We start from the raw sequence: 17,009 nt of genomic DNA on the forward strand, positions 1-17,009 counted from the left end.
GATTTGAATTTTATAAAGATTAAGCTTAGCTTTAGGCCAAATTTAAAGGGTTTATAGTATAAAAGTTAGTTGGTAACACACATGGAAGATTACAATAAGATTATTGAGTCGCTTGGGGTGCGGTTCATTAAAGGTAAAAATCTAGTGTTGCAACAGCCGTTTACGGTGCGCAATTACTACGATGTTGGCAATAACCTGATCCTGCTTCACAAGGGCAGTATCTTCTTTGGCGAAGAGGAACAAATGGTAGAAGAAGGGGAGCTTCTATTCGTTCCTGGAGGCCGAAGTACCAAAATTACCTATGGTCCGTCTGGTGAGGGTAGATCCATCACTAATGATGACCTGATTACGAACAGAGAAAAGTTCTACAGAAGCAACAACGATCTGGACTTGATTGGTGATGCGGAAGAGAGCCATAGCTATGTTAGTTTCGAGGCAAAGGTATTTGACTCTGTAAACTTCTTTGCTTCGCTTGATTTACCTGCGTTCCTGATCTCTAACAACAACAAGCTCGCCAACCTGGTGATCAAAGTGGTGGAAGAGAGTATGCAGGAGCTGCCAGGCAAAGAGCGCCTGATCAATCTGTACACAGAGCAGATCGTAGTGGAGATTGTGCGCCACATTCTACGTAACAGAATGTTTGTGGAGCAACTAGCTACTAACAGCACGTACTTTAAGGATCCTCGCCTCATTGATCTGTTTAACTACATCAAAGAGAACATCGGTGGCGACTTGTCTAACAAGGTGCTTTCTAATGTGGCGAATGTATCTGAGGACTATGTCGGTCAGTATTTCAAAATGCTGACAGGCATTAACCCGCAGGATTACATTGAATACCAGCGCATGGAGCGTGCCGTATTCTTGCTGCGTACTACTAAGAAGAGTATTCGCGAGATAGGTAAAGAAGTAGGGTATAAAGATACCGCTTACTTCTGTCGCCGCTTTAAAATGATGTTTGGTATACCAGCCGGTAAGATGCGCCGCCGCGAATCAGCGACGAACATCTAAGGCTACGTTATACGAAGCAACAAGGGAAGAGACCTCGGCCAGAAAGCCGGGGTTTTTTTCTATGTGGTTTCCTATCACCACTACATCTGCACCAGCATCAAGTGCAGTTGCGGCTTTCTCTGTCGTGTTAATGCCTCCTCCAATTATCAAGGGAAGCTCTACAGCCTTGCGCACTGCTGCAATCATTTCAGCTGATACAGGTTGTTGGGCACCGCTGCCACCATCCATATAAATGTATTGCAGGCCAAGCATTTCTCCGGCCATCGCGGTACATGCTGCAATAGCAGGCTTATCATACGGAATAGGCATAGTGCCGCTCATATAGGAGGCAGTTGTCTGTTTCCCTGTATCTATAAGCATATAGCCCGTAGGATAAATTTGTAGCTTGCTTGCCTTCAACAATGGCGCTGAGACGACATGCTGGCCAATTAAGAAATCAGGGTTGCGGCCAGAAATTAAAGAAAGTAGCAGAATTCCGTCTGCCTTAGTATCAATGTGCTGGCTATTGCTCGGGAAAAGAATGACAGGGGTGTTACAATGATGTTTCAGGAGCTGAATTATACTTGCCTGATGTTGTGTGGTGACAAGGCTGCCCCCTACAAAGAAAAAGTCAACCGGGTGGGCTTGGCTGAGAGTAATTAGGTTCAGGCAGGAGGCCTCCGTCAGGTTGTCGGGGTCGAGCAGAACTGCGAAATGCTTCCTGCCTGTGATTTGGGGCTGTTGTTTTGTACGAGCGTTATAAAATGGCATCCTTCTCCGGAACGATATACTCAGTTGTCTCTATTTCTGTAACCTCTACTACAGGCTTAGCTGCAATATCGTCATTTTCAGAGACACTCTTTAAGTATTCATCCAGCTTTTTAGTAGCATACATCACTAATAGAGCCATTGCCTGCTGCTGCAGCATTTTACCAGTGCTTGATTGTAAAAAGCCTTTTGAGCTTTTTTTCGAATCTTTTGCGTGTTGTTTTTGCTCTAAGTCTTCAGTAGGCAGAAAGAAGTCGTCCTCCTCCTGGTGGTATATTACCGTTTTATCCTGGCTGGCAGAGGCGTTGGCAATATGCGTAACCGTCGTGTCATGTTTTTTATCTTTCTTATTCGCCTTGGCTTCTTTTATCTTCTTTTTCCCGCCTGAAAACATCCGTTTCACCAGCCATCCTGCTAGTAATACACCGCCTGCCACAGCTACCTTCTTGCCTATTTCCTGGCCTTGGGACTTTATCTGGTCCACGTCTCCCATCAAGGCGTTCTTATATTCCTCTTTCTGGCGCTCCAGAAACTCTCGTTCGTTATCAAACAAAGGGTTATTTAATTCGCTCATACGTGTTTCTCTCGTTTGTCAGATTTATAAATAGTGTTATCGAAAGCCTTGTCGGCCACGTTGTTGAAAACCTTTTTATCAAGCCCTATTACAAGTATAATTAAAATTATCAGGTAAAACAGTGCTACGATACCGAAGCCCCAGAAGTAGCTGTCAAGCAGGTCGTTTAGCAGCAGGCCCAAGAATATATTAAAGAAAATGAAAAACATGAACCCTACTAGCCCAAGTAAAACACCATGAATGGTACTTACAAAAACAGCTTTCAGCTTCTCCTGTATTTCCAGTCGTATAATATCTATGCGGGTATCAATGTACCCCATTGTATTCTCGATAATATTGTTGTTGCGTTCGCGGTTTCCGTTATCTTGTAAGGCCATAGTTTCGTTTAGCTTATTTTGATGCTTTTTTTGTATACGGGCGTAATCTTAAAAATATACATAAAGTATATGTGCATAAACTTGTCGTACGTAATTTTACTGGAAATTGTCCGGTTTAAGTTAAATTTTAGCTAATCTATTTTAGGATTGACACCTGTTTGGAGTATAATTATTACAACATATTAGGCATAAGCCCTACTGCCACGGCGCAGCAAATAAAGGCCGCTTACAAGCAACTTGCGTTAAAATATCATCCTGACAGAAACCCAGGCGATACACACGCAGAAGAAATGTTTAAGCTGGTGAATGCTGCCAACCAAACCCTATCAAACCCGGGTAAGCGAGCACTGTATGACATGCGCCTGCAATATCAGCGCGAGCAACAGCGTAGGGTGGTGTATTACCAGGCGCAGCACCAGGGCCAGCAGCAATATACTACCAGGCCCCCTGCAGGTGTATCAGAGCGTTACTACAAAACCAGGCATTCTACTAATCACCGCTTCTCACGCAAAGACTGGTACATAACCTTGGCTTTTGTGGGAGGGATTGTGATTTTTAGCCTTCTGCTAAAGTTTGTGATGGATCATGTGGCTGGCGAAGACAACTATAAAACAGCCATGGCTTATATCGCTGACGGAAAGTATGATAGTGCGCATACGCTGCTTAATGATGCTATAGACTTTATACCTGACCATGCAGGAGCATATGAGGCACGGGCAGGCATCGAGCTGGACGTGTATGAAAACTACAATTATGCGCTACGGGATCTGAATAGAAGCATAGCCTTGCAGGAGCATCCGCCAGCTCATTTATACTATATGCGGGGGCGCAGTTATCAGCAGTTGTCGCAGCATCAAAAAGCAGAACAAGACTTAACACAAGCACTTTCTTTAAACAAGCAATTGTGGCTGGCATACCTGAGGAGGGGAGAGGTGCGTCTCTTTTATCTGAAAAGATATGATGCTGCCATTACAGACCTAACGGAGTTTTTGAAGCATACTACAACCAATGAGCAAGCAGTGGAGGCACTTACTTATCGTGGCTTTGCCTATTATAAGAAAGGAGAAGGAGAAGCAGCTGAGCGGGATTATCGTGCTGCGCTTGCAAAAGATAAAGAGAATGGCAGGCTTTACTACTTATTGGGAAGAACTGAATTTGAGCTACAGCAGTCTGACTCTGCTTGCGCCCACTTTTACAAATCATACCAACTCGGCTACTCAGCCGCTTTAGCGGAGCTTCGTGGTCGTTGCCAGGAATAAACTAACATAAGCAGAGTAGAATATGCGCAGGCTTTGTCGCAGCTGAAAGTTTTTAAGGCTGCTAACGCTTTAGCTATGGCCTAATTATTACAGGTGATAGCAGGTTGATACAGGTCATGCTGCCATAAAGCATAGTTTATAGATTAGCCACAAAACCAGAGGGGCCTAAATAAAGTATGCAAGTGTAAATTGGCTGAGAAGGGGGGCAAACAAAAAACCCCCACGTTTTCACGTGAGGGTTAAGCTGGTGGTGATGATTGGAATCGAACCAACGACACAAGGATTTTCAGTCCTTTGCTCTACCAACTGAGCTACATCACCAGCTCTTGTTGTGCCCCTTTGTTGCGTAAGGGTATGCAAAAGTAGCAACTAACTTTTAAGGTGCAAACATTATCGATAAAAATATTTTAAAATATAGCGCTAAGGTACATTTTAGCCATAATTCTGCTATATTTAGGTACAAATTAGTATGTATAACGAATAATTTGCCGTGATAATAGGACTAGAGAACATCATCTTTTTAATTGTGGCTGCCATTGGTATAGGCCTTTTTGTGTGGCAGATCAGCAAAATCCGCAAGAACGTGCTCATGGGCCGGGATGTAGAGTTGGCTGATAATCCATCAGAGCGGATCAACAAAACATTATTAGTCGCCTTCGGGCAGCAGAAGATGTTTAAGCGCATGCTGCCTGCTGTGCTGCACTTGTTTGTGTACGTTGGGTTTTTAGTCATCAACATCGAGGTAATCGAGATCTTGATTGACGGCATCTTCGGCACACACCGTATTCTTGGCTTTGCCGGTATCTTGTATAGCGGCTTAATGGCTGTGAATGAGGTTTTGGCAGCACTTGTAATTGTAGCGTGTGCCATTTTCTTGTGGAGACGAAATGTAACTAAGGTGCCTCGTTTAGCCAACGGTGTGGAGATGCGCGCATGGCCGAAAATGGATGCCAATATTATCCTGATCATTGAAATTGTGCTGATGCTGGCGCTATTTGTTTTCAATATTTCAGATTTAAAACTGGCGCAGCTAAGAGGCGCGCATGTTGCCGGGGTTTACCCGATCAGCTCTTTGTTTGTGAATGCCTTGGGGAGCGATCCTGAAATGCTTCATATTATTGGCCGTGTAGGCTGGTGGTTTCATATTATCGGTATCCTGGCTTTTATGAATTACCTGCCAAGTTCTAAGCACTTCCATATTATCATGGCTTTCCCGAACGTGTACTACTCTAAGCTGCTGCCTAAGGGTAAATTCACTACCAACCCAGCCATTACGCACGAAATCAAGGCTATGCTGGATCCAAGCTATCAGCCACCTGCCCCAGAGGTAGATGCGGAGGGTAACCCTGTGATACAGCGCTTTGGTGCCAAAGACGTGGAGGACTTAACCTGGAAGCAGTTAATGGACTCCTATACTTGTACCGAGTGCGGTCGCTGTACTTCGGTATGCCCGGCCAACATTACTGGCAAGCTGCTTTCGCCACGTAAAATTGTAATGGACACCCGCGACAGAATGGAGGAGAAAGGAGAACACCCTGCTATCTTCGCTCCAAATCATTATAAAGAGCAAGGCGTGGAGCGTGTAGAAACAACGGAAGAGAAAACGCTGTTGCGAGGCTATATTACACCAGAAGAGCTGTGGGCTTGTACTACCTGCAATGCCTGCGTAGAAGCTTGCCCTGTTAATATAGATCAGCTGTCCACCATCATGGACCTGCGCCGCTTCCTGGTGCTGGAAGAGTCTGCCGCACCAGCTTCAGTTAATGCCATGTTCACTAACATCGAGAACAATGGTGCCCCATGGGCCTTCTCTCCTTCGGACCGCTTTAACTGGGCTGATGAACTGTATGTACCTAGTAAGAATTAAATTTTAGACACAAGACCTTAGACACAGGATATTAGACTACATATAGACAATCTTATGTCTAGCGTCTAGCATCTTGTGTCCATTTCAAAAACAGATGGAAGAAAATAAAAGATTAGTGAAAGTGCCAACCATGGCTGAAATGGCTGCCAATGGTGAAGAGCCGGAAATCTTATTTTGGGTAGGCTGTGCCGGTTCTTTCGACGACCGCTATAAAAGAGTAACACGCGCCTTTGTGCAGATACTGGAGCATGTGGGAATAAAGTATGCTGTGCTGGGCACCGAAGAGAGCTGCACAGGAGAGCCTGCCAAACGTGCGGGAAACGAGTTTCTGTTCCAGATGCAGGCCATCACTAACATAGAGGTGCTCAATGCCTACAACATCAAAAAAATTGTAACCGCTTGCCCGCACTGCTTTAATACGCTAAAGAACGAGTACCCTGATCTGGGTGGTAACTATGAAGTGATTCACCACTCCACATTCCTGCAGCAGTTAATTAACGAGGGAAAGGTGCACGTAAAAGGAGGCGAAAGCTTCAAGGGCAAGCGCATTACGTATCATGACTCCTGCTACCTGGGTAGAGCCAACGATATTTATGAAGCGCCACGCGATGTGCTGGCTGCTCTGGATGCTGACCTGGTGGAAATGAAGCGCGTGCGCGCCAATGGGCTTTGCTGTGGTGCCGGTGGCGCCCAGATGTTTAAAGAGCCGGAGCCAGGCAACAAAGACATCAACATCGAAAGAACAGAAGAGGCATTGGCTACTTTAGGAGCCGGCGAAGGCGTGATTGCCACAGCCTGCCCTTTTTGTATGGTAATGATGAACGATGGTGTTAAAAACAAGGAGCAGGAAGAAAGCGTAAGAGTTTTTGATATAGCTGAGCTTATTGCTCAGGCAGAAGGACTTAGCCGCTAGTAATATTACGTTAAATAAGCAGGAAACAGGCTGTTGTACCATACGTAAGCTAGATATACGGTACAACAGCCTGTTTTTGTAACAGCTAACACGCTATCAGATTAACCTAAAACATGTATATTCCGTTTAGCGAATTGCCGCCACAGGCGCGCCTTTGGGTTTATCAGGCCAGCCGCCCTTTCACAGAGGCAGAGCAGACTGAAATAAAACCACTTATGGAGCGTTTTGCTACCGACTGGAGTAGCCACGGCAAAGGCCTGCAGGCTTCTGCTGAGCTGCTGCACAACCGCTTCCTGGTGCTGGCAAATAATGAGGAAGCAACTGCAGCCAGCGGTTGTTCCATAGATAAGTCAGTGAGTTTCGTAAAGGAGCTGGAGCAGAAATTTGGAGTTTCTTTCTTTGATCGTACCCAGCTTGCTTTTCTAAAGGATGAGCAGGTGCAGTTGGTAAGCATGCAGGAGCTCAAAAGTAAGGTAGCAGCCGGTGAAATAGATCAGAATTCATTATACTTTGATACACTAATTAATAACTATGGAGAGCTGCAAAATGCGTGGCCAAAGCCTGCCGGCAGCAGTTGGCTCTCCAGGTATTTCTAACCTGTGTAAACATTAACCATACTTGTTCATGCGCTCTACGCTACAACCTAAGCCCTTGGCAAATCTACTGAAACAGGCAAGTATACTCTTGCTGCTCCTGTTCCTGCTCGGTGCCTGTGGTGCCGGTAAGTATTTGAGCAAAGGCGATAAGCGTTTTGGTGCGGAAGAGTATGAGCGTGCCATAGAGTACTACAAGCAGGCTCTAAGCAAAAGTGATAATATAGGTGAGGTGAACTATAAAATTGCCGAATCTTATCGCCTGTCTAACCGCATAGCCCAAGCCGAGCCACACTATAAAGCTGCACTGGATGCCAGTTACCGTAAGGAAGATGCCTATTACTACTATGCCCTGGCTCTAAAGGCTAACGGCAAGTATGAAGAAGCACTGCGCCAGATGCAGGACTATGTGCGTGTAGGCACAAGCTCGCAGCTAAAATCAATGGCAGCCCGTGAGTTAGAAAACCTGCAGCAGTTAGACGAAATTCTGGGCATGAACCAACGCTATAAGGTGGAAAATCTGGAGGCATTAAACACAGAGGCATCAGAATTTGCTCCTTATGTCTTAGATAATGAGCTTATATTTTCTTCTACGCGGGGCGCAGGCAAAGAGTACCTGGGCAATGGCGAGGGGTTTTTGGATGTATTTGCCATCACGCTCACAGACACCGCTGCTGAAATGGGCGGTGCCGCACGTAAGTATGAGGGCATAAATGTAGAAGGCCTGCATGATGCGCTGGCGACCTTTACTAACGAAGGCCGCACCATGGTGTTTGCCCGAGGTAACGAAGGCACCAAGAAAGGCCGCCAGAATGTGGATCTGTTTATCTCACAGCGCCGTGCAAGCGGCTGGTCAGAGCCGAAGCCGTTAAGTATAAATGATACTGAGGCCTGGGACTCTTCTCCTGCTTTTTCACCTGACGGCAAAACGTTATACTTCTCTTCCAGCCGCAGAGGCGGACTGGGAGGCATGGATATCTACAAATCAACCTTAGATGATAACGGCCGGTTCTCCAGACCAGAAAACCTTGGCCCGGAAATCAACACACCAGGTAATGAGACTTTTGTATCGGTAGGGCCTGATGGCACTGTATATGTGGCATCTGACGGCTTGCCCGGCTTAGGCAACCTTGATCTGTTTCGGATTCAGGATGGCAAACCTATCAACATGGGGCAGCCGGTAAACTCGCCTGGAGATGATTTTGGGATTTACTTTGTGAACGGCCAGTATGGCTTTTTCTCTTCTAACCGCGATGGCGGTAAGGGAGGAGATGACCTCTATCGCTTTGTGAAGAGTGCGCGTAAGCAGGTCGATTTCTTTGTGGATGGCACGCTGTTTCAGTTGCGTGACGGAGCCCGCCAGCGAACTGCCGTACCGAACCATACCATCATATTACAGGATGAAGCCGGAGTTAAGCTGCGCACCATCAGTACCGATGCCAGCGGCCAATTTACTTTTGCGTTAGATTCAGCTTCAACTTATTTCCTGGTTGCTGAGAAGCTCGGTTTCTTTACAGCCCGCCAGCAGATTACAACAAAAGGTAAAATGCCAGCGCAAAGTGAACTGACGCAGGAGGTGAATGAGGTGCGCCTTACGGCAACACTTGTCCTAAACCAGATTGTGAAAGAGAAAGCCATTGTACTGGAGAATATCTTCTACGACTTCGACAAAGCCAATATACGCCCGGATGCAGCGGTAGAGCTTAACAAACTGGTGCAGATACTAAAAGACAACCCGGGCATCTCCATTGAGCTAAGCTCACACACCGATGCGCGTGGTAGCGATGTTTACAACCAAGACCTGTCGCAGCGCCGTGCTGAGTCTGCTGTAGCCTATATTATTTCCCAAGGGATAGATCGCTCGCGCATTACAGCCAGAGGTTATGGTGAGAGCCGACCAGTTGTCAGAAATGCTAAAACCGAGGCAGAACACCAGCGTAACCGACGCACAGAATTTAAAGTGGTGCGTATACAAGAGTAATCAGTGTAGCGCTAAAATAAAAATAGCCGCATAAGTATAAATCTTATGCGGCTATTTTTGTCTGAATCAGGATTTATAAGATTATTAGGATTAGCAGCTCGTGCACATTTTAAATTTCGGGCCTCACTGTAGAAGCTTTTGTGCTAGAGAAATGCAAAAGGTGATCATCGCGTTCATTCTGGGCATTTTAAAATACTGTAAATCCTGATTCAGATAATCATTTTCCAAACGTATACTTCAACCCCAGCCCAACCGAGTTCATGCTAGAGTAGCCCCGATATTGAAAAGTGCCGGTGCTAAGGCCAAGTAAAGTATGGCGGTAGTCCAGCGATACAGAAAGGGGAAGCTTACGGAAGGTATATTCTATGCCTACTGAGCCTAACACTACAGCACCCATTTCCAGGTCCTGCTTCTCATAAAGCCTGTTACGGGTAGTGCCTACAGCGCCAATCCCTATACCAGCGTATGGCCGCAGACGGCTGGTGCTAAGTAGCTGTGGCTGCCAGATATAATGCAAGGATGCTTGATACGTATCTCTATAACTTAGCTGGCCTACCTGTAGCTCTAATGCAGTTTCTGGTTTTATAAAGTGCTTGAGCCTAAGATCTGAGTGTGTACCAGACGAGCCCCCAAATGAAGTCCGGAAGCCTATGGCTGTCTTATAAGGAGCAACCGCCTGCGGTGTAGAGGCTGGAGTTTCTTGTGCCAGTACTGGTAAGGCAAAAAGAGTCATGGCACCCAGCAAAGGGAGCAATAGTTTGTTTGTCATAGCGATATTAGTGTTTGGTTATACTTCTATATAGCTGATCCACTTATAAATGATATGGTTGCAAGTGTGCGTATAGGAAAAGTAAAACAACAATAACTTAGTTGAAACCTCTTGTAGCAGGTAAACCACTTCAGGTAAAAGCTTAAAAGGGAGTAGTGAAGTACAAGATTGGTTTTTTATGGAGGAATAAATAGCCTCTGCTGTCGCTAATGCCATTCCCTTTCTTAAATTTGTAGGCAAATCATCCAGAACTATGGAAAATAGATATTTGCGCCGCGGCGTATCCGCTTCCAAAGAAGATGTGCACAACGCCATCAAGAACATCGATAAAGGGCTCTTCCCAAAAGCATTCTGCAAAATCATACCTGATATACTTACTGGCGACGAAGACTACTGCGCCATTATGCATGCTGATGGCGCTGGCACCAAGTCATCGCTGGCGTATATGTACTGGAAAGAAACCGGCGACCTGAGCGTATGGAAAGGCATAGCACAGGATGCGGTGGTAATGAATACAGATGATTTGCTGTGCGTAGGTGCTACCGATAATATCCTGCTTTCCTCTACCATCGGCCGTAACAAGAATCTGATTCCAGGCGAGGTGATTGCCGCCATCATTAACGGGACCGAAGAGGTGCTGCAGATGCTGCGTGACAACGGCATGGGCATTTATAGCACTGGCGGCGAAACGGCTGATGTGGGTGACTTGGTACGCACCATCATCGTAGACAGTACTGTAACGGCACGTATGCGTCGCGATGCGGTAATATCAAACCATACGATACAACCGGGTGATGTAATTGTTGGCTTTGCCTCTTCAGGGCAAGCTACCTACGAAACGGAGTACAACGGCGGTATGGGCAGCAACGGCCTTACTTCGGCTCGCCACGACGTATTCCATAAATACCTGGCAGCCTCTTACCCGGAAAGCTATGACCACGAAGTGCCAGGCGACCTGATTTACTCCGGCTCTTGCCGTCTCACTGACATAGACAAGGAAACCGGTCTGGAGATAGGTAAACTGGTGCTGTCACCAACCCGTACTTATGCGCCTATTGTAAAAGCGATTTTAGAGGAACACCGCCAGCACATCCACGGGATGGTGCATTGCAGTGGAGGGGCACAAACAAAGGTGCTACACTTTACCGACAAAGTGCATATCATCAAAGACAAGCTGTTTCCGGTGCCACCGCTGTTCCGCATTATTCAGGAGCAAAGCCAAACCGATTGGAAAGAGATGTACAAAGTCTTTAACATGGGCCATCGCCTGGAGATCTACCTGCCAGAGGAGCATGCGCAGGAGCTGATTGAAATTTCTAATTCATTTGGCGTAGAGGCTCAAATCATAGGCAAAGTGAAGAAAAGCGACAAAAACGAACTCACCATCCGCAGCGATAAAGGCGAGTTTTATTACGAAGGCTAAGACAGGTTATACTTATACTTTCAAGAGCGCCACAGGTACAGCACCTGTGGCGCTTTTTTTTGTGGGTTATGTTGCAAATCTTTTAGGTAAAAACTGAGAGAAGCTCAAAGCCCCACAGAGTATCTGTGGAGCTCACCCCCTCAAACAACCCAAACTGGCACAATAATTGGCTTAGCTGAAGTATAAGCAAAAACCTATACTTCAGATGAAAAAGTATCTACTCCCGTTCCTGCTTGTTTTACTGGTTTTGCCAGTCATGGCGCAAGCTTCTATACTAACCTTCATCGCCGAGCGTGGCGAGTTCTTTCAAGTAGAGGTAGATGGGCAAACCATTAACCGAACTGCCTCAAACTATGTGCGTGTTAACCATGTGCGGCCGGGGAAGCATTATGTAGAGCTGCGCGTGAGAGGTCGCCATGGTGTCTACAAGATGGGGCAGAAGGTGTTTGTGCCGGACGGAGTAGAGGCAAACTATGGCGTACGTACCCGTGGCCGAAGCGGGCAAGCTTATCTGCAACTGATAAGTGAGGTGCCTTTGGCTCCTCCGGTAGTAGTAGTGCCACCCCTGCCACGCTACCCGGATTACCGCCGCTATGACGATAGGTATGATCCTGTGCCTCCAAAGTATGAAGATAACTACTACGGTAGTTGCCGAAACCTGCTAAGCTCCCGTGAGCTGGATAGGCTAATGGAAACCATCCGCAGCCGCGACTTTGAGAGCACCAAGTTGAGCATTGCCCGTGACGCTATCCGTAACAGCAGCCTTATGGCTGAAGATCTGAAACGCCTATTGCAACAGTTTGAGTATGAAAGCACCAAGGTAGAGTTTGCCAGGTATGCCTACGAGTATGTGTGTGATAAAGAACACTTCTATTACATCTATGATATTTTCCGGTTTGATAGTAGTGTGCGGGAGCTGGAGGAGTATACTTCCCGAAGAAGATAAGGTAAAGTTTAGCTACCACAGAAGCGGAGTGGTTTTTGCCTAAACCACTCTTTTTGCTGTAAACACTGAGGCCAATTACCTTCATGATGAGGAGCTGCGGCTGTGTACTCTAACGGCTCTTATACATTGCTACAAAAGCAAAAAGCCGCTTTAGAACTAAATCTAAAGCGGCTTTTTGATGGTGAGTAACTTTGAAATATTCACTCATTCAAAATCCAGTTTTCAAAATTACCTCAGCCTATCTACAGATCGTACTAAGTCCTCATCACGCTTAATGAAGCGATTAGCCAAGGCATTCAGTAAAAGCGCCAGGCCAGGCATAAAAAAGCCAGCCTCATAATTACCGTTATCGGTGCCGCTCACAAGCTCAGCGCCCACATAAATAGCGTAATAGAAGGAGGTGCCAAGCAGTGCAGCCAGCACCAGCGTATTTAAAAGACCCATTTTCATCTGGTTCAGGCGGCTTTTATACTGGAATATTTCATACACCGCAATAACAGCGGCAGCGATAGCCAGCATACCAATGGCAATAGTACCCTGCTGCGGTACAGTACCGGCTGTAGTAGGATCACCCTGCTCATTCAGGAAGTATGATTTTAGGTTCCAGGCAGTTAGTACTACTGTTTCGCCAGTAGTGGGATCTGTATTAGACCACAGCGGCAAAAACAGCATGCATATCATCGCGATAGCGAGCAAAGCCAGAAATACGGTTTGAATTCTTTGTATCATAGTATGGTTAATTTAACTTGCAATAAGATGCAAAATTAGACAAAGACCTGTAAAACTAAAATTTAGATGCATACTGCTTATATAGTTGATATACTTAGAACGCCGGTAGGTAAATTTGGGGGCACGCTCAGTAGTGTTCGCCCGGATGATATGGCCGCGCTGGTGCTGCGTGAAATCGTTACCCGTAACCCAAACCTGGACCCTGCATTAATAGAAGATGTGGTGATGGGAGCGGCAAACCAGGCAGGTGAAGATAACCGCAACGTAGCCCGTATGGCGCTTTTGCTGGCAGGCTTGCCACAGGAAATAGGCGGTGTTACCGTCAACAGGCTTTGTGCGTCTGGCTTGCAGTCTATCATGGATGCGTCTCGTGCTATAACGTGTGGCGACGGTGAAGTATACCTGGCCGGTGGTGTGGAAAGTATGACCCGTGCTCCCTTTGTGATGGGCAAGTCAGAAACAGCTTATGGCCGTACGGCAGAAATATACGATACCACGATTGGCTGGCGCTTTATCAACGATAAGCTGTCTAAGCTGCATTACCCTTTTGGTATGGGTGAGACGGCTGAGAATGTGGCAGAGCGTTACGGTATTTCACGTGAAACTCAGGATGAGTTTGCACATAGCTCCCAGGTAAAGTATAAAGAGGCGGCGGAGCAAGGTAAGTTCAGAGACGAGATCATTCCGGTGGCGATACCACAGCGCAAAGGCGATGATATCATTTTCGATACAGACGAGCATCCGCGTTTATCAACAGTAGAAAAATTAAACTCGCTCAGTCCCGCTTTCAAAAAAGGTGGCTCGGTTACGGCAGGAAACTCATCAGGTATAAACGATGGTGCTGCGGTGACTATCATCGTGAGCGAAGAGGTGCTGAAGCGCTATAACCTGACGCCGATGGCGCGCGTGGTTTCTGCGGCTGTGGCAGGTGTAGACCCGGCCTACATGGGTATTGGTCCGGTACCAGCTACTCAAAAAGCCTTGAAGCGTGCCGGGCTAAGTATAAACGACATTGATCTGATAGAATTAAATGAGGCTTTTGCCTCGCAGGCGGTAGCATGTATGCGTGAGCTGGAGCTGGACCCAGCCAAAGTAAACGTAAACGGCGGTTCTATTGCCATTGGCCACCCACTTGGGGCAAGTGGCACCCGCATATCCGCTACTTTGCTGCACGAAATGAAGCGCCAAGCCAGCGCAAAGTATGGCTTAGCTACTATGTGTGTGGGAGTAGGCCAGGGCGCAGCCGTAATCTACGAGAAAATATAACCAATGACCTCGCAACTCCTGCGAGCGTCTGAGACAAGTATAAAAAGCGGCTGTCCCTTACTGGGGCAGCCGCTTTCATTTTATCACCGCGAGAGTTGATTATCCTGTGTCTTTTATCTCAAAATCATACCTTTGCTTTATGCGGTATTTTTTAGAGATAGCTTACGACGGAACCAGATTTCATGGATGGCAGGTGCAGCCTAATGCTCTAACGGTGCAGGAGGTATTAGAAGATTGCTTGAGCAAGGTGCTGCGCGAGAAGATCAACACCACAGGCAGTGGCCGCACAGATACGGGTGTGCATGCCAGCCAGCAGTTTGTGCACTTTGATTCAGAGCAGCAGCTGGACCCGCAGCACATCGTGTTCCGCCTCAACCGCATTCTTCCGGATGCTATCTCTGTAAGAAATTTATACTTAGTGCCCAACGAGGCGCACGCCCGTTTTGATGCCTTTGCCCGCACCTATCATTATCACATCACGCTGCATAAAAATCCATTTAAACGTTACTATGCCTGGTACCACAGCCGTGAGCTGAATGTAGAAAAGATGAATGAGGCGGCAGCTATACTGCTTAAGTACGAGGATTTTACTACCTTCAGCAAAGTAAAAGGCGATACCAAGCACTACCGCTGCGAGATGTATGAGGCTGTGTGGCAGCAGGAAGGAGAGGAGCTGGTATTCGCTATCCGGGCAAACAGGTTTTTGAGAGGCATGGTGCGGCTGATTGTGGGTACGCTGGTGGATGTTGGGAAAGGAAAGCTGACGGTGCAGGAGTTTGAGCAGGTGGTGGCAAGCCAAAATAGAAGTAAATCGAGCGGAGCGGCTCCTTCAGAGGGTTTATACCTGGCGAGGGTCGAGTATCCGCCTCATATTATAGCGCGATCAACCTAACCTAAAAACTAATCATACTTATGCAACTTGAAGAAGACCATCTGGGGCCGCACTTAAACGGTAAACACCTGCGGCCAGAAAGTTTAATGATGAGCTATGGGTACAACCCTGAATGGTCAGAGATGGCTGTGAAAGCTCCTATCTATCAAACCTCCACCTTTGTCTTTAAAAACGCGGAAGAAGGCAAGGCTTTTTTTGAACTGGCATACGGCCTGCGCGAAAAGAACGATGAAGAGCAGCTGGGGCTCATCTACAGTCGCCTCAACAATCCTGATCTGGAGATACTGGAGAACCGCCTCCGCTTCTGGGACGGAGCCGAAGACGCAGCCGTTTTCGCCAGCGGTATGGCCGCCATCAGCACCACACTTCTTGCCCTCCTCAAACCCGGCGACGTTATCCTGCACAGCGAGCCCATCTATGGCGGCTCTGACTACTACATCAAAAACATCCTGCCTAAATTCGGTATTCAAAGTATAGGCTTTCAGGCTTGTGCCACCACCGAAGAAGTAGCGCAGCTGCTTGAAGCATCTGGCGTAGCTGATAAACTGGCTATGATTTATCTTGAAACACCCGCTAACCCTACCAACCACCTGGTGGATATCGAAGAATGCGTGGCGCTGGCTAGAAAGCATTCTACGGCAGAAAAGAAAGTAGTAGTTGCCGTAGATAACACCTTCCTGGGGCCAGTATTCTCTCACCCGCTCAAGCATGGTGCGGACCTGGTGCTATACTCAGCCACAAAGTATATCGGTGGTCACTCCGACCTAATTGCTGGTGCCTGTGCCGGTTCTGCCGCCTTGATGAAGGCGGTGAAAGGTATGCGAACCTTTGCAGGCTCCATGGCTAGCCCCTGGACCGGCTGGATGCTGATGCGAAGCTTGGAGACATTGAAAATACGCATGGAAGCGCAGGCTCGTGGCGCGGAAGTAGTAGCAGCTTACCTGAAGCAACACCCGAAAGTTGAGAAAATCTACTACCTAGGTGATTTGCAGGACAACCCAAGGCAACAGGCTATTTACAACAAACAATGCACTGCTGCGGGCTCCATGATTTCTTTTGACTTAAAAGGCGGTGAGAAAGAAGCTTTCATGTTCCTGAACAGCCTGAAGCTAATCAAACTGGCGGTCAGCTTAGGTGGTACTGAATCATTGGCCGAGCACCCAGCCTCTATGACGCACTCTGATATCTGCCTCGCCGACCGAGCCAAAATGGGCATCGGGGAAGGTATGGTACGCATCTCAGTAGGCGTAGAGCACCCGGAAGATATCATCTCTGATATTGAGCAAGCCCTGGCTAAAGTAGCGGTAGCCGCAGCAGCTGAAGCATAAAGTATAAGTATGAAAGTATAGAAAGGCTGGGGCTACGTATAGCTCCAGCCTTTTTTGTTGTAGATGGGTTGCGCTAGTGTTCTTAAAGTTGCTGTTACTCAATTAAACCCACCCCTGCCCCTCCCGAGAGGGGAGTTTGCGGTTATAGCTACTTTATAAGTATAAGTTGCATCGCTAAGAGGCTGTTTTGATTTAGTTGAGTAAAAAAGCAGGTGTCGGTTGTTGGGTAATAAAAGTTTACAGACTTATGACTTACCCAAGCGATTTAACCGACACCCAATGGCAATGTATAGAAAAAGTACTGGAAGATGAAATGCTTGCAAGAAAGCGCGCGTGG

At 47.0% G+C, this 17,009-nt stretch carries 16 protein-coding genes and 1 tRNA gene; 11 read left to right on the forward strand and 6 right to left on the reverse strand.

Annotation, left to right across the window (positions count from 1 at the left end):
• Positions 1 to 81: 81 nt before the first annotated feature.
• The gene (locus ACFQ2O_RS12130) at positions 82 to 1,008 is read left to right on the forward strand and encodes an AraC family transcriptional regulator (protein WP_377527933.1); all 927 of its coding nucleotides are present in this window, start codon (positions 82 to 84) and stop codon (positions 1,006 to 1,008) included.
• Here ACFQ2O_RS12130 and ACFQ2O_RS12135 read toward each other — a convergent pair.
• From ACFQ2O_RS12135 to ACFQ2O_RS12145, 3 genes are read right to left on the reverse strand one after another with little or no spacing between them, the layout of a single operon-like run.
• The gene (locus ACFQ2O_RS12135) at positions 991 to 1,758 is read right to left on the reverse strand and encodes a geranylgeranylglyceryl/heptaprenylglyceryl phosphate synthase (RefSeq protein WP_377527935.1); all 768 of its coding nucleotides are present in this window, start codon (positions 1,756 to 1,758) and stop codon (positions 991 to 993) included. The genes ACFQ2O_RS12130 and ACFQ2O_RS12135 overlap by 18 nt on opposite strands.
• Positions 1,745 to 2,329 carry a hypothetical protein gene (locus tag ACFQ2O_RS12140; protein WP_377527937.1) on the reverse strand — a complete coding sequence of 195 codons (585 nt, stop codon included), beginning with the start codon at positions 2,327 to 2,329 and terminating at the stop codon, positions 1,745 to 1,747. The genes ACFQ2O_RS12135 and ACFQ2O_RS12140 overlap by 14 nt, the downstream gene beginning before the upstream one ends.
• Positions 2,326 to 2,706 carry a phage holin family protein gene (locus ACFQ2O_RS12145; RefSeq protein WP_377527939.1) on the reverse strand — a complete coding sequence of 127 codons (381 nt, stop codon included), beginning with the start codon at positions 2,704 to 2,706 and terminating at the stop codon, positions 2,326 to 2,328. Before ACFQ2O_RS12145 ends, ACFQ2O_RS12140 begins: the two co-directional genes overlap by 4 nt.
• 158 nt (positions 2,707 to 2,864) lie before the next feature.
• On the opposite strand from ACFQ2O_RS12145, the gene ACFQ2O_RS12150 reads away from it, so the two are divergent.
• Positions 2,865 to 3,965, forward strand: coding sequence for a J domain-containing protein (locus ACFQ2O_RS12150; RefSeq protein ID WP_377527941.1), 1,101 nt, complete (start codon positions 2,865 to 2,867; stop codon positions 3,963 to 3,965).
• A gap of 245 nt (positions 3,966 to 4,210) precedes the next feature.
• Here ACFQ2O_RS12150 and ACFQ2O_RS12155 read toward each other — a convergent pair.
• Positions 4,211 to 4,286: transfer RNA gene (locus ACFQ2O_RS12155), tRNA-Phe, on the reverse strand.
• A 172-nt stretch (positions 4,287 to 4,458) separates the two neighbouring features.
• Here ACFQ2O_RS12155 and ACFQ2O_RS12160 point away from each other — a divergent pair.
• The 4 genes from ACFQ2O_RS12160 (at position 4,459) to ACFQ2O_RS12175 (ending at position 9,319) form a co-directional block, all read left to right on the forward strand.
• Positions 4,459 to 5,832, forward strand: coding sequence for a 4Fe-4S dicluster domain-containing protein (locus tag ACFQ2O_RS12160; protein ID WP_377527963.1), 1,374 nt, complete (start codon positions 4,459 to 4,461; stop codon positions 5,830 to 5,832).
• A gap of 94 nt (positions 5,833 to 5,926) precedes the next feature.
• Positions 5,927 to 6,745 carry a (Fe-S)-binding protein gene (locus ACFQ2O_RS12165; protein ID WP_377527943.1) on the forward strand — a complete coding sequence of 273 codons (819 nt, stop codon included), beginning with the start codon at positions 5,927 to 5,929 and terminating at the stop codon, positions 6,743 to 6,745.
• Between the two features lie 113 nt (positions 6,746 to 6,858).
• A complete protein-coding gene (locus tag ACFQ2O_RS12170; RefSeq protein ID WP_377527945.1) occupies positions 6,859 to 7,341 on the forward strand; it encodes a hypothetical protein in 483 nt (160 codons plus the stop codon).
• Positions 7,342 to 7,396: 55 nt separating this feature from the next.
• Positions 7,397 to 9,319 carry an OmpA family protein gene (locus tag ACFQ2O_RS12175; protein WP_377527947.1) on the forward strand — a complete coding sequence of 641 codons (1,923 nt, stop codon included), beginning with the start codon at positions 7,397 to 7,399 and terminating at the stop codon, positions 9,317 to 9,319.
• 217 nt (positions 9,320 to 9,536) lie between these two features.
• Here ACFQ2O_RS12175 and ACFQ2O_RS12180 read toward each other — a convergent pair whose 3' ends face one another.
• Positions 9,537 to 10,088: a hypothetical protein gene (locus ACFQ2O_RS12180; RefSeq protein ID WP_377527949.1), complete on the reverse strand. Its 552-nt coding sequence runs from the start codon at positions 10,086 to 10,088 to the stop codon at positions 9,537 to 9,539.
• A 253-nt stretch (positions 10,089 to 10,341) separates the two neighbouring features.
• Between ACFQ2O_RS12180 and ACFQ2O_RS12185 the strand changes: the two genes are divergently transcribed.
• Together ACFQ2O_RS12185 and ACFQ2O_RS12190 are read left to right on the forward strand one after the other, a co-directional pair.
• Complete coding sequence (locus tag ACFQ2O_RS12185) at positions 10,342 to 11,511, forward strand: AIR synthase related protein (protein ID WP_377527951.1); 1,170 nt, start codon at positions 10,342 to 10,344, stop codon at positions 11,509 to 11,511.
• A 205-nt stretch (positions 11,512 to 11,716) separates the two neighbouring features.
• Positions 11,717 to 12,457 carry a DUF4476 domain-containing protein gene (locus tag ACFQ2O_RS12190; RefSeq protein ID WP_377527953.1) on the forward strand — a complete coding sequence of 247 codons (741 nt, stop codon included), beginning with the start codon at positions 11,717 to 11,719 and terminating at the stop codon, positions 12,455 to 12,457.
• Positions 12,458 to 12,685: 228 nt separating this feature from the next.
• Here ACFQ2O_RS12190 and ACFQ2O_RS12195 read toward each other — a convergent pair whose 3' ends face one another.
• Positions 12,686 to 13,186 (reverse strand): DUF4293 domain-containing protein, encoded by a 501-nt coding sequence (locus ACFQ2O_RS12195; protein ID WP_377527955.1) that lies wholly within the window; start codon positions 13,184 to 13,186, stop codon positions 12,686 to 12,688.
• Between the two features lie 66 nt (positions 13,187 to 13,252).
• Here ACFQ2O_RS12195 and ACFQ2O_RS12200 point away from each other — a divergent pair, with 66 nt between their 5' ends.
• The 3 genes from ACFQ2O_RS12200 to ACFQ2O_RS12210 all read left to right on the forward strand — a co-directional run bounded on the left by ACFQ2O_RS12200 (position 13,253) and on the right by ACFQ2O_RS12210 (position 16,672).
• Complete coding sequence (locus ACFQ2O_RS12200) at positions 13,253 to 14,452, forward strand: thiolase family protein (RefSeq protein WP_377527957.1); 1,200 nt, start codon at positions 13,253 to 13,255, stop codon at positions 14,450 to 14,452.
• A gap of 139 nt (positions 14,453 to 14,591) precedes the next feature.
• Entirely contained in the window at positions 14,592 to 15,344 is a 753-nt protein-coding gene (gene truA, locus ACFQ2O_RS12205; RefSeq protein WP_377527959.1) for a tRNA pseudouridine(38-40) synthase TruA, read from the forward strand.
• 20 nt (positions 15,345 to 15,364) lie between these two features.
• A complete protein-coding gene (locus tag ACFQ2O_RS12210; RefSeq protein WP_377527961.1) occupies positions 15,365 to 16,672 on the forward strand; it encodes a cystathionine gamma-synthase family protein in 1,308 nt (435 codons plus the stop codon).
• Positions 16,673 to 17,009 lie beyond the last annotated feature (337 nt).

This window comes from Pontibacter rugosus (assembly GCF_042678745.1).
In the GTDB taxonomy this organism is placed as follows: Bacteria; Bacteroidota; Bacteroidia; order Cytophagales; family Hymenobacteraceae; genus Pontibacter; species Pontibacter rugosus.

Bases quoted from the DNA above. Each gene is read 5' to 3' on its own strand.
- ACFQ2O_RS12130 (WP_377527933.1), top strand. From the start codon at position 82: ATGGAAGATTACAATAAGATTATTGAGTCGCTTGGGGTGCGGTTCATT.
- ACFQ2O_RS12135 (WP_377527935.1), bottom strand. From the start codon at position 1,758: ATGCCATTTTATAACGCTCGTACAAAACAACAGCCCCAAATCACAGGC.
- ACFQ2O_RS12140 (WP_377527937.1), bottom strand. From the start codon at position 2,329: ATGAGCGAATTAAATAACCCTTTGTTTGATAACGAACGAGAGTTTCTG.
- ACFQ2O_RS12145 (WP_377527939.1), bottom strand. From the start codon at position 2,706: ATGGCCTTACAAGATAACGGAAACCGCGAACGCAACAACAATATTATC.
- ACFQ2O_RS12165 (WP_377527943.1), top strand. From the start codon at position 5,927: ATGGAAGAAAATAAAAGATTAGTGAAAGTGCCAACCATGGCTGAAATG.
- ACFQ2O_RS12170 (WP_377527945.1), top strand. From the start codon at position 6,859: ATGTATATTCCGTTTAGCGAATTGCCGCCACAGGCGCGCCTTTGGGTT.
- ACFQ2O_RS12180 (WP_377527949.1), bottom strand. From the start codon at position 10,088: ATGACAAACAAACTATTGCTCCCTTTGCTGGGTGCCATGACTCTTTTT.
- ACFQ2O_RS12185 (WP_377527951.1), top strand. From the start codon at position 10,342: ATGGAAAATAGATATTTGCGCCGCGGCGTATCCGCTTCCAAAGAAGAT.
- ACFQ2O_RS12190 (WP_377527953.1), top strand. From the start codon at position 11,717: ATGAAAAAGTATCTACTCCCGTTCCTGCTTGTTTTACTGGTTTTGCCA.
- ACFQ2O_RS12195 (WP_377527955.1), bottom strand. From the start codon at position 13,186: ATGATACAAAGAATTCAAACCGTATTTCTGGCTTTGCTCGCTATCGCG.
- ACFQ2O_RS12200 (WP_377527957.1), top strand. From the start codon at position 13,253: ATGCATACTGCTTATATAGTTGATATACTTAGAACGCCGGTAGGTAAA.
- truA (WP_377527959.1), top strand. From the start codon at position 14,592: ATGCGGTATTTTTTAGAGATAGCTTACGACGGAACCAGATTTCATGGA.
- ACFQ2O_RS12210 (WP_377527961.1), top strand. From the start codon at position 15,365: ATGCAACTTGAAGAAGACCATCTGGGGCCGCACTTAAACGGTAAACAC.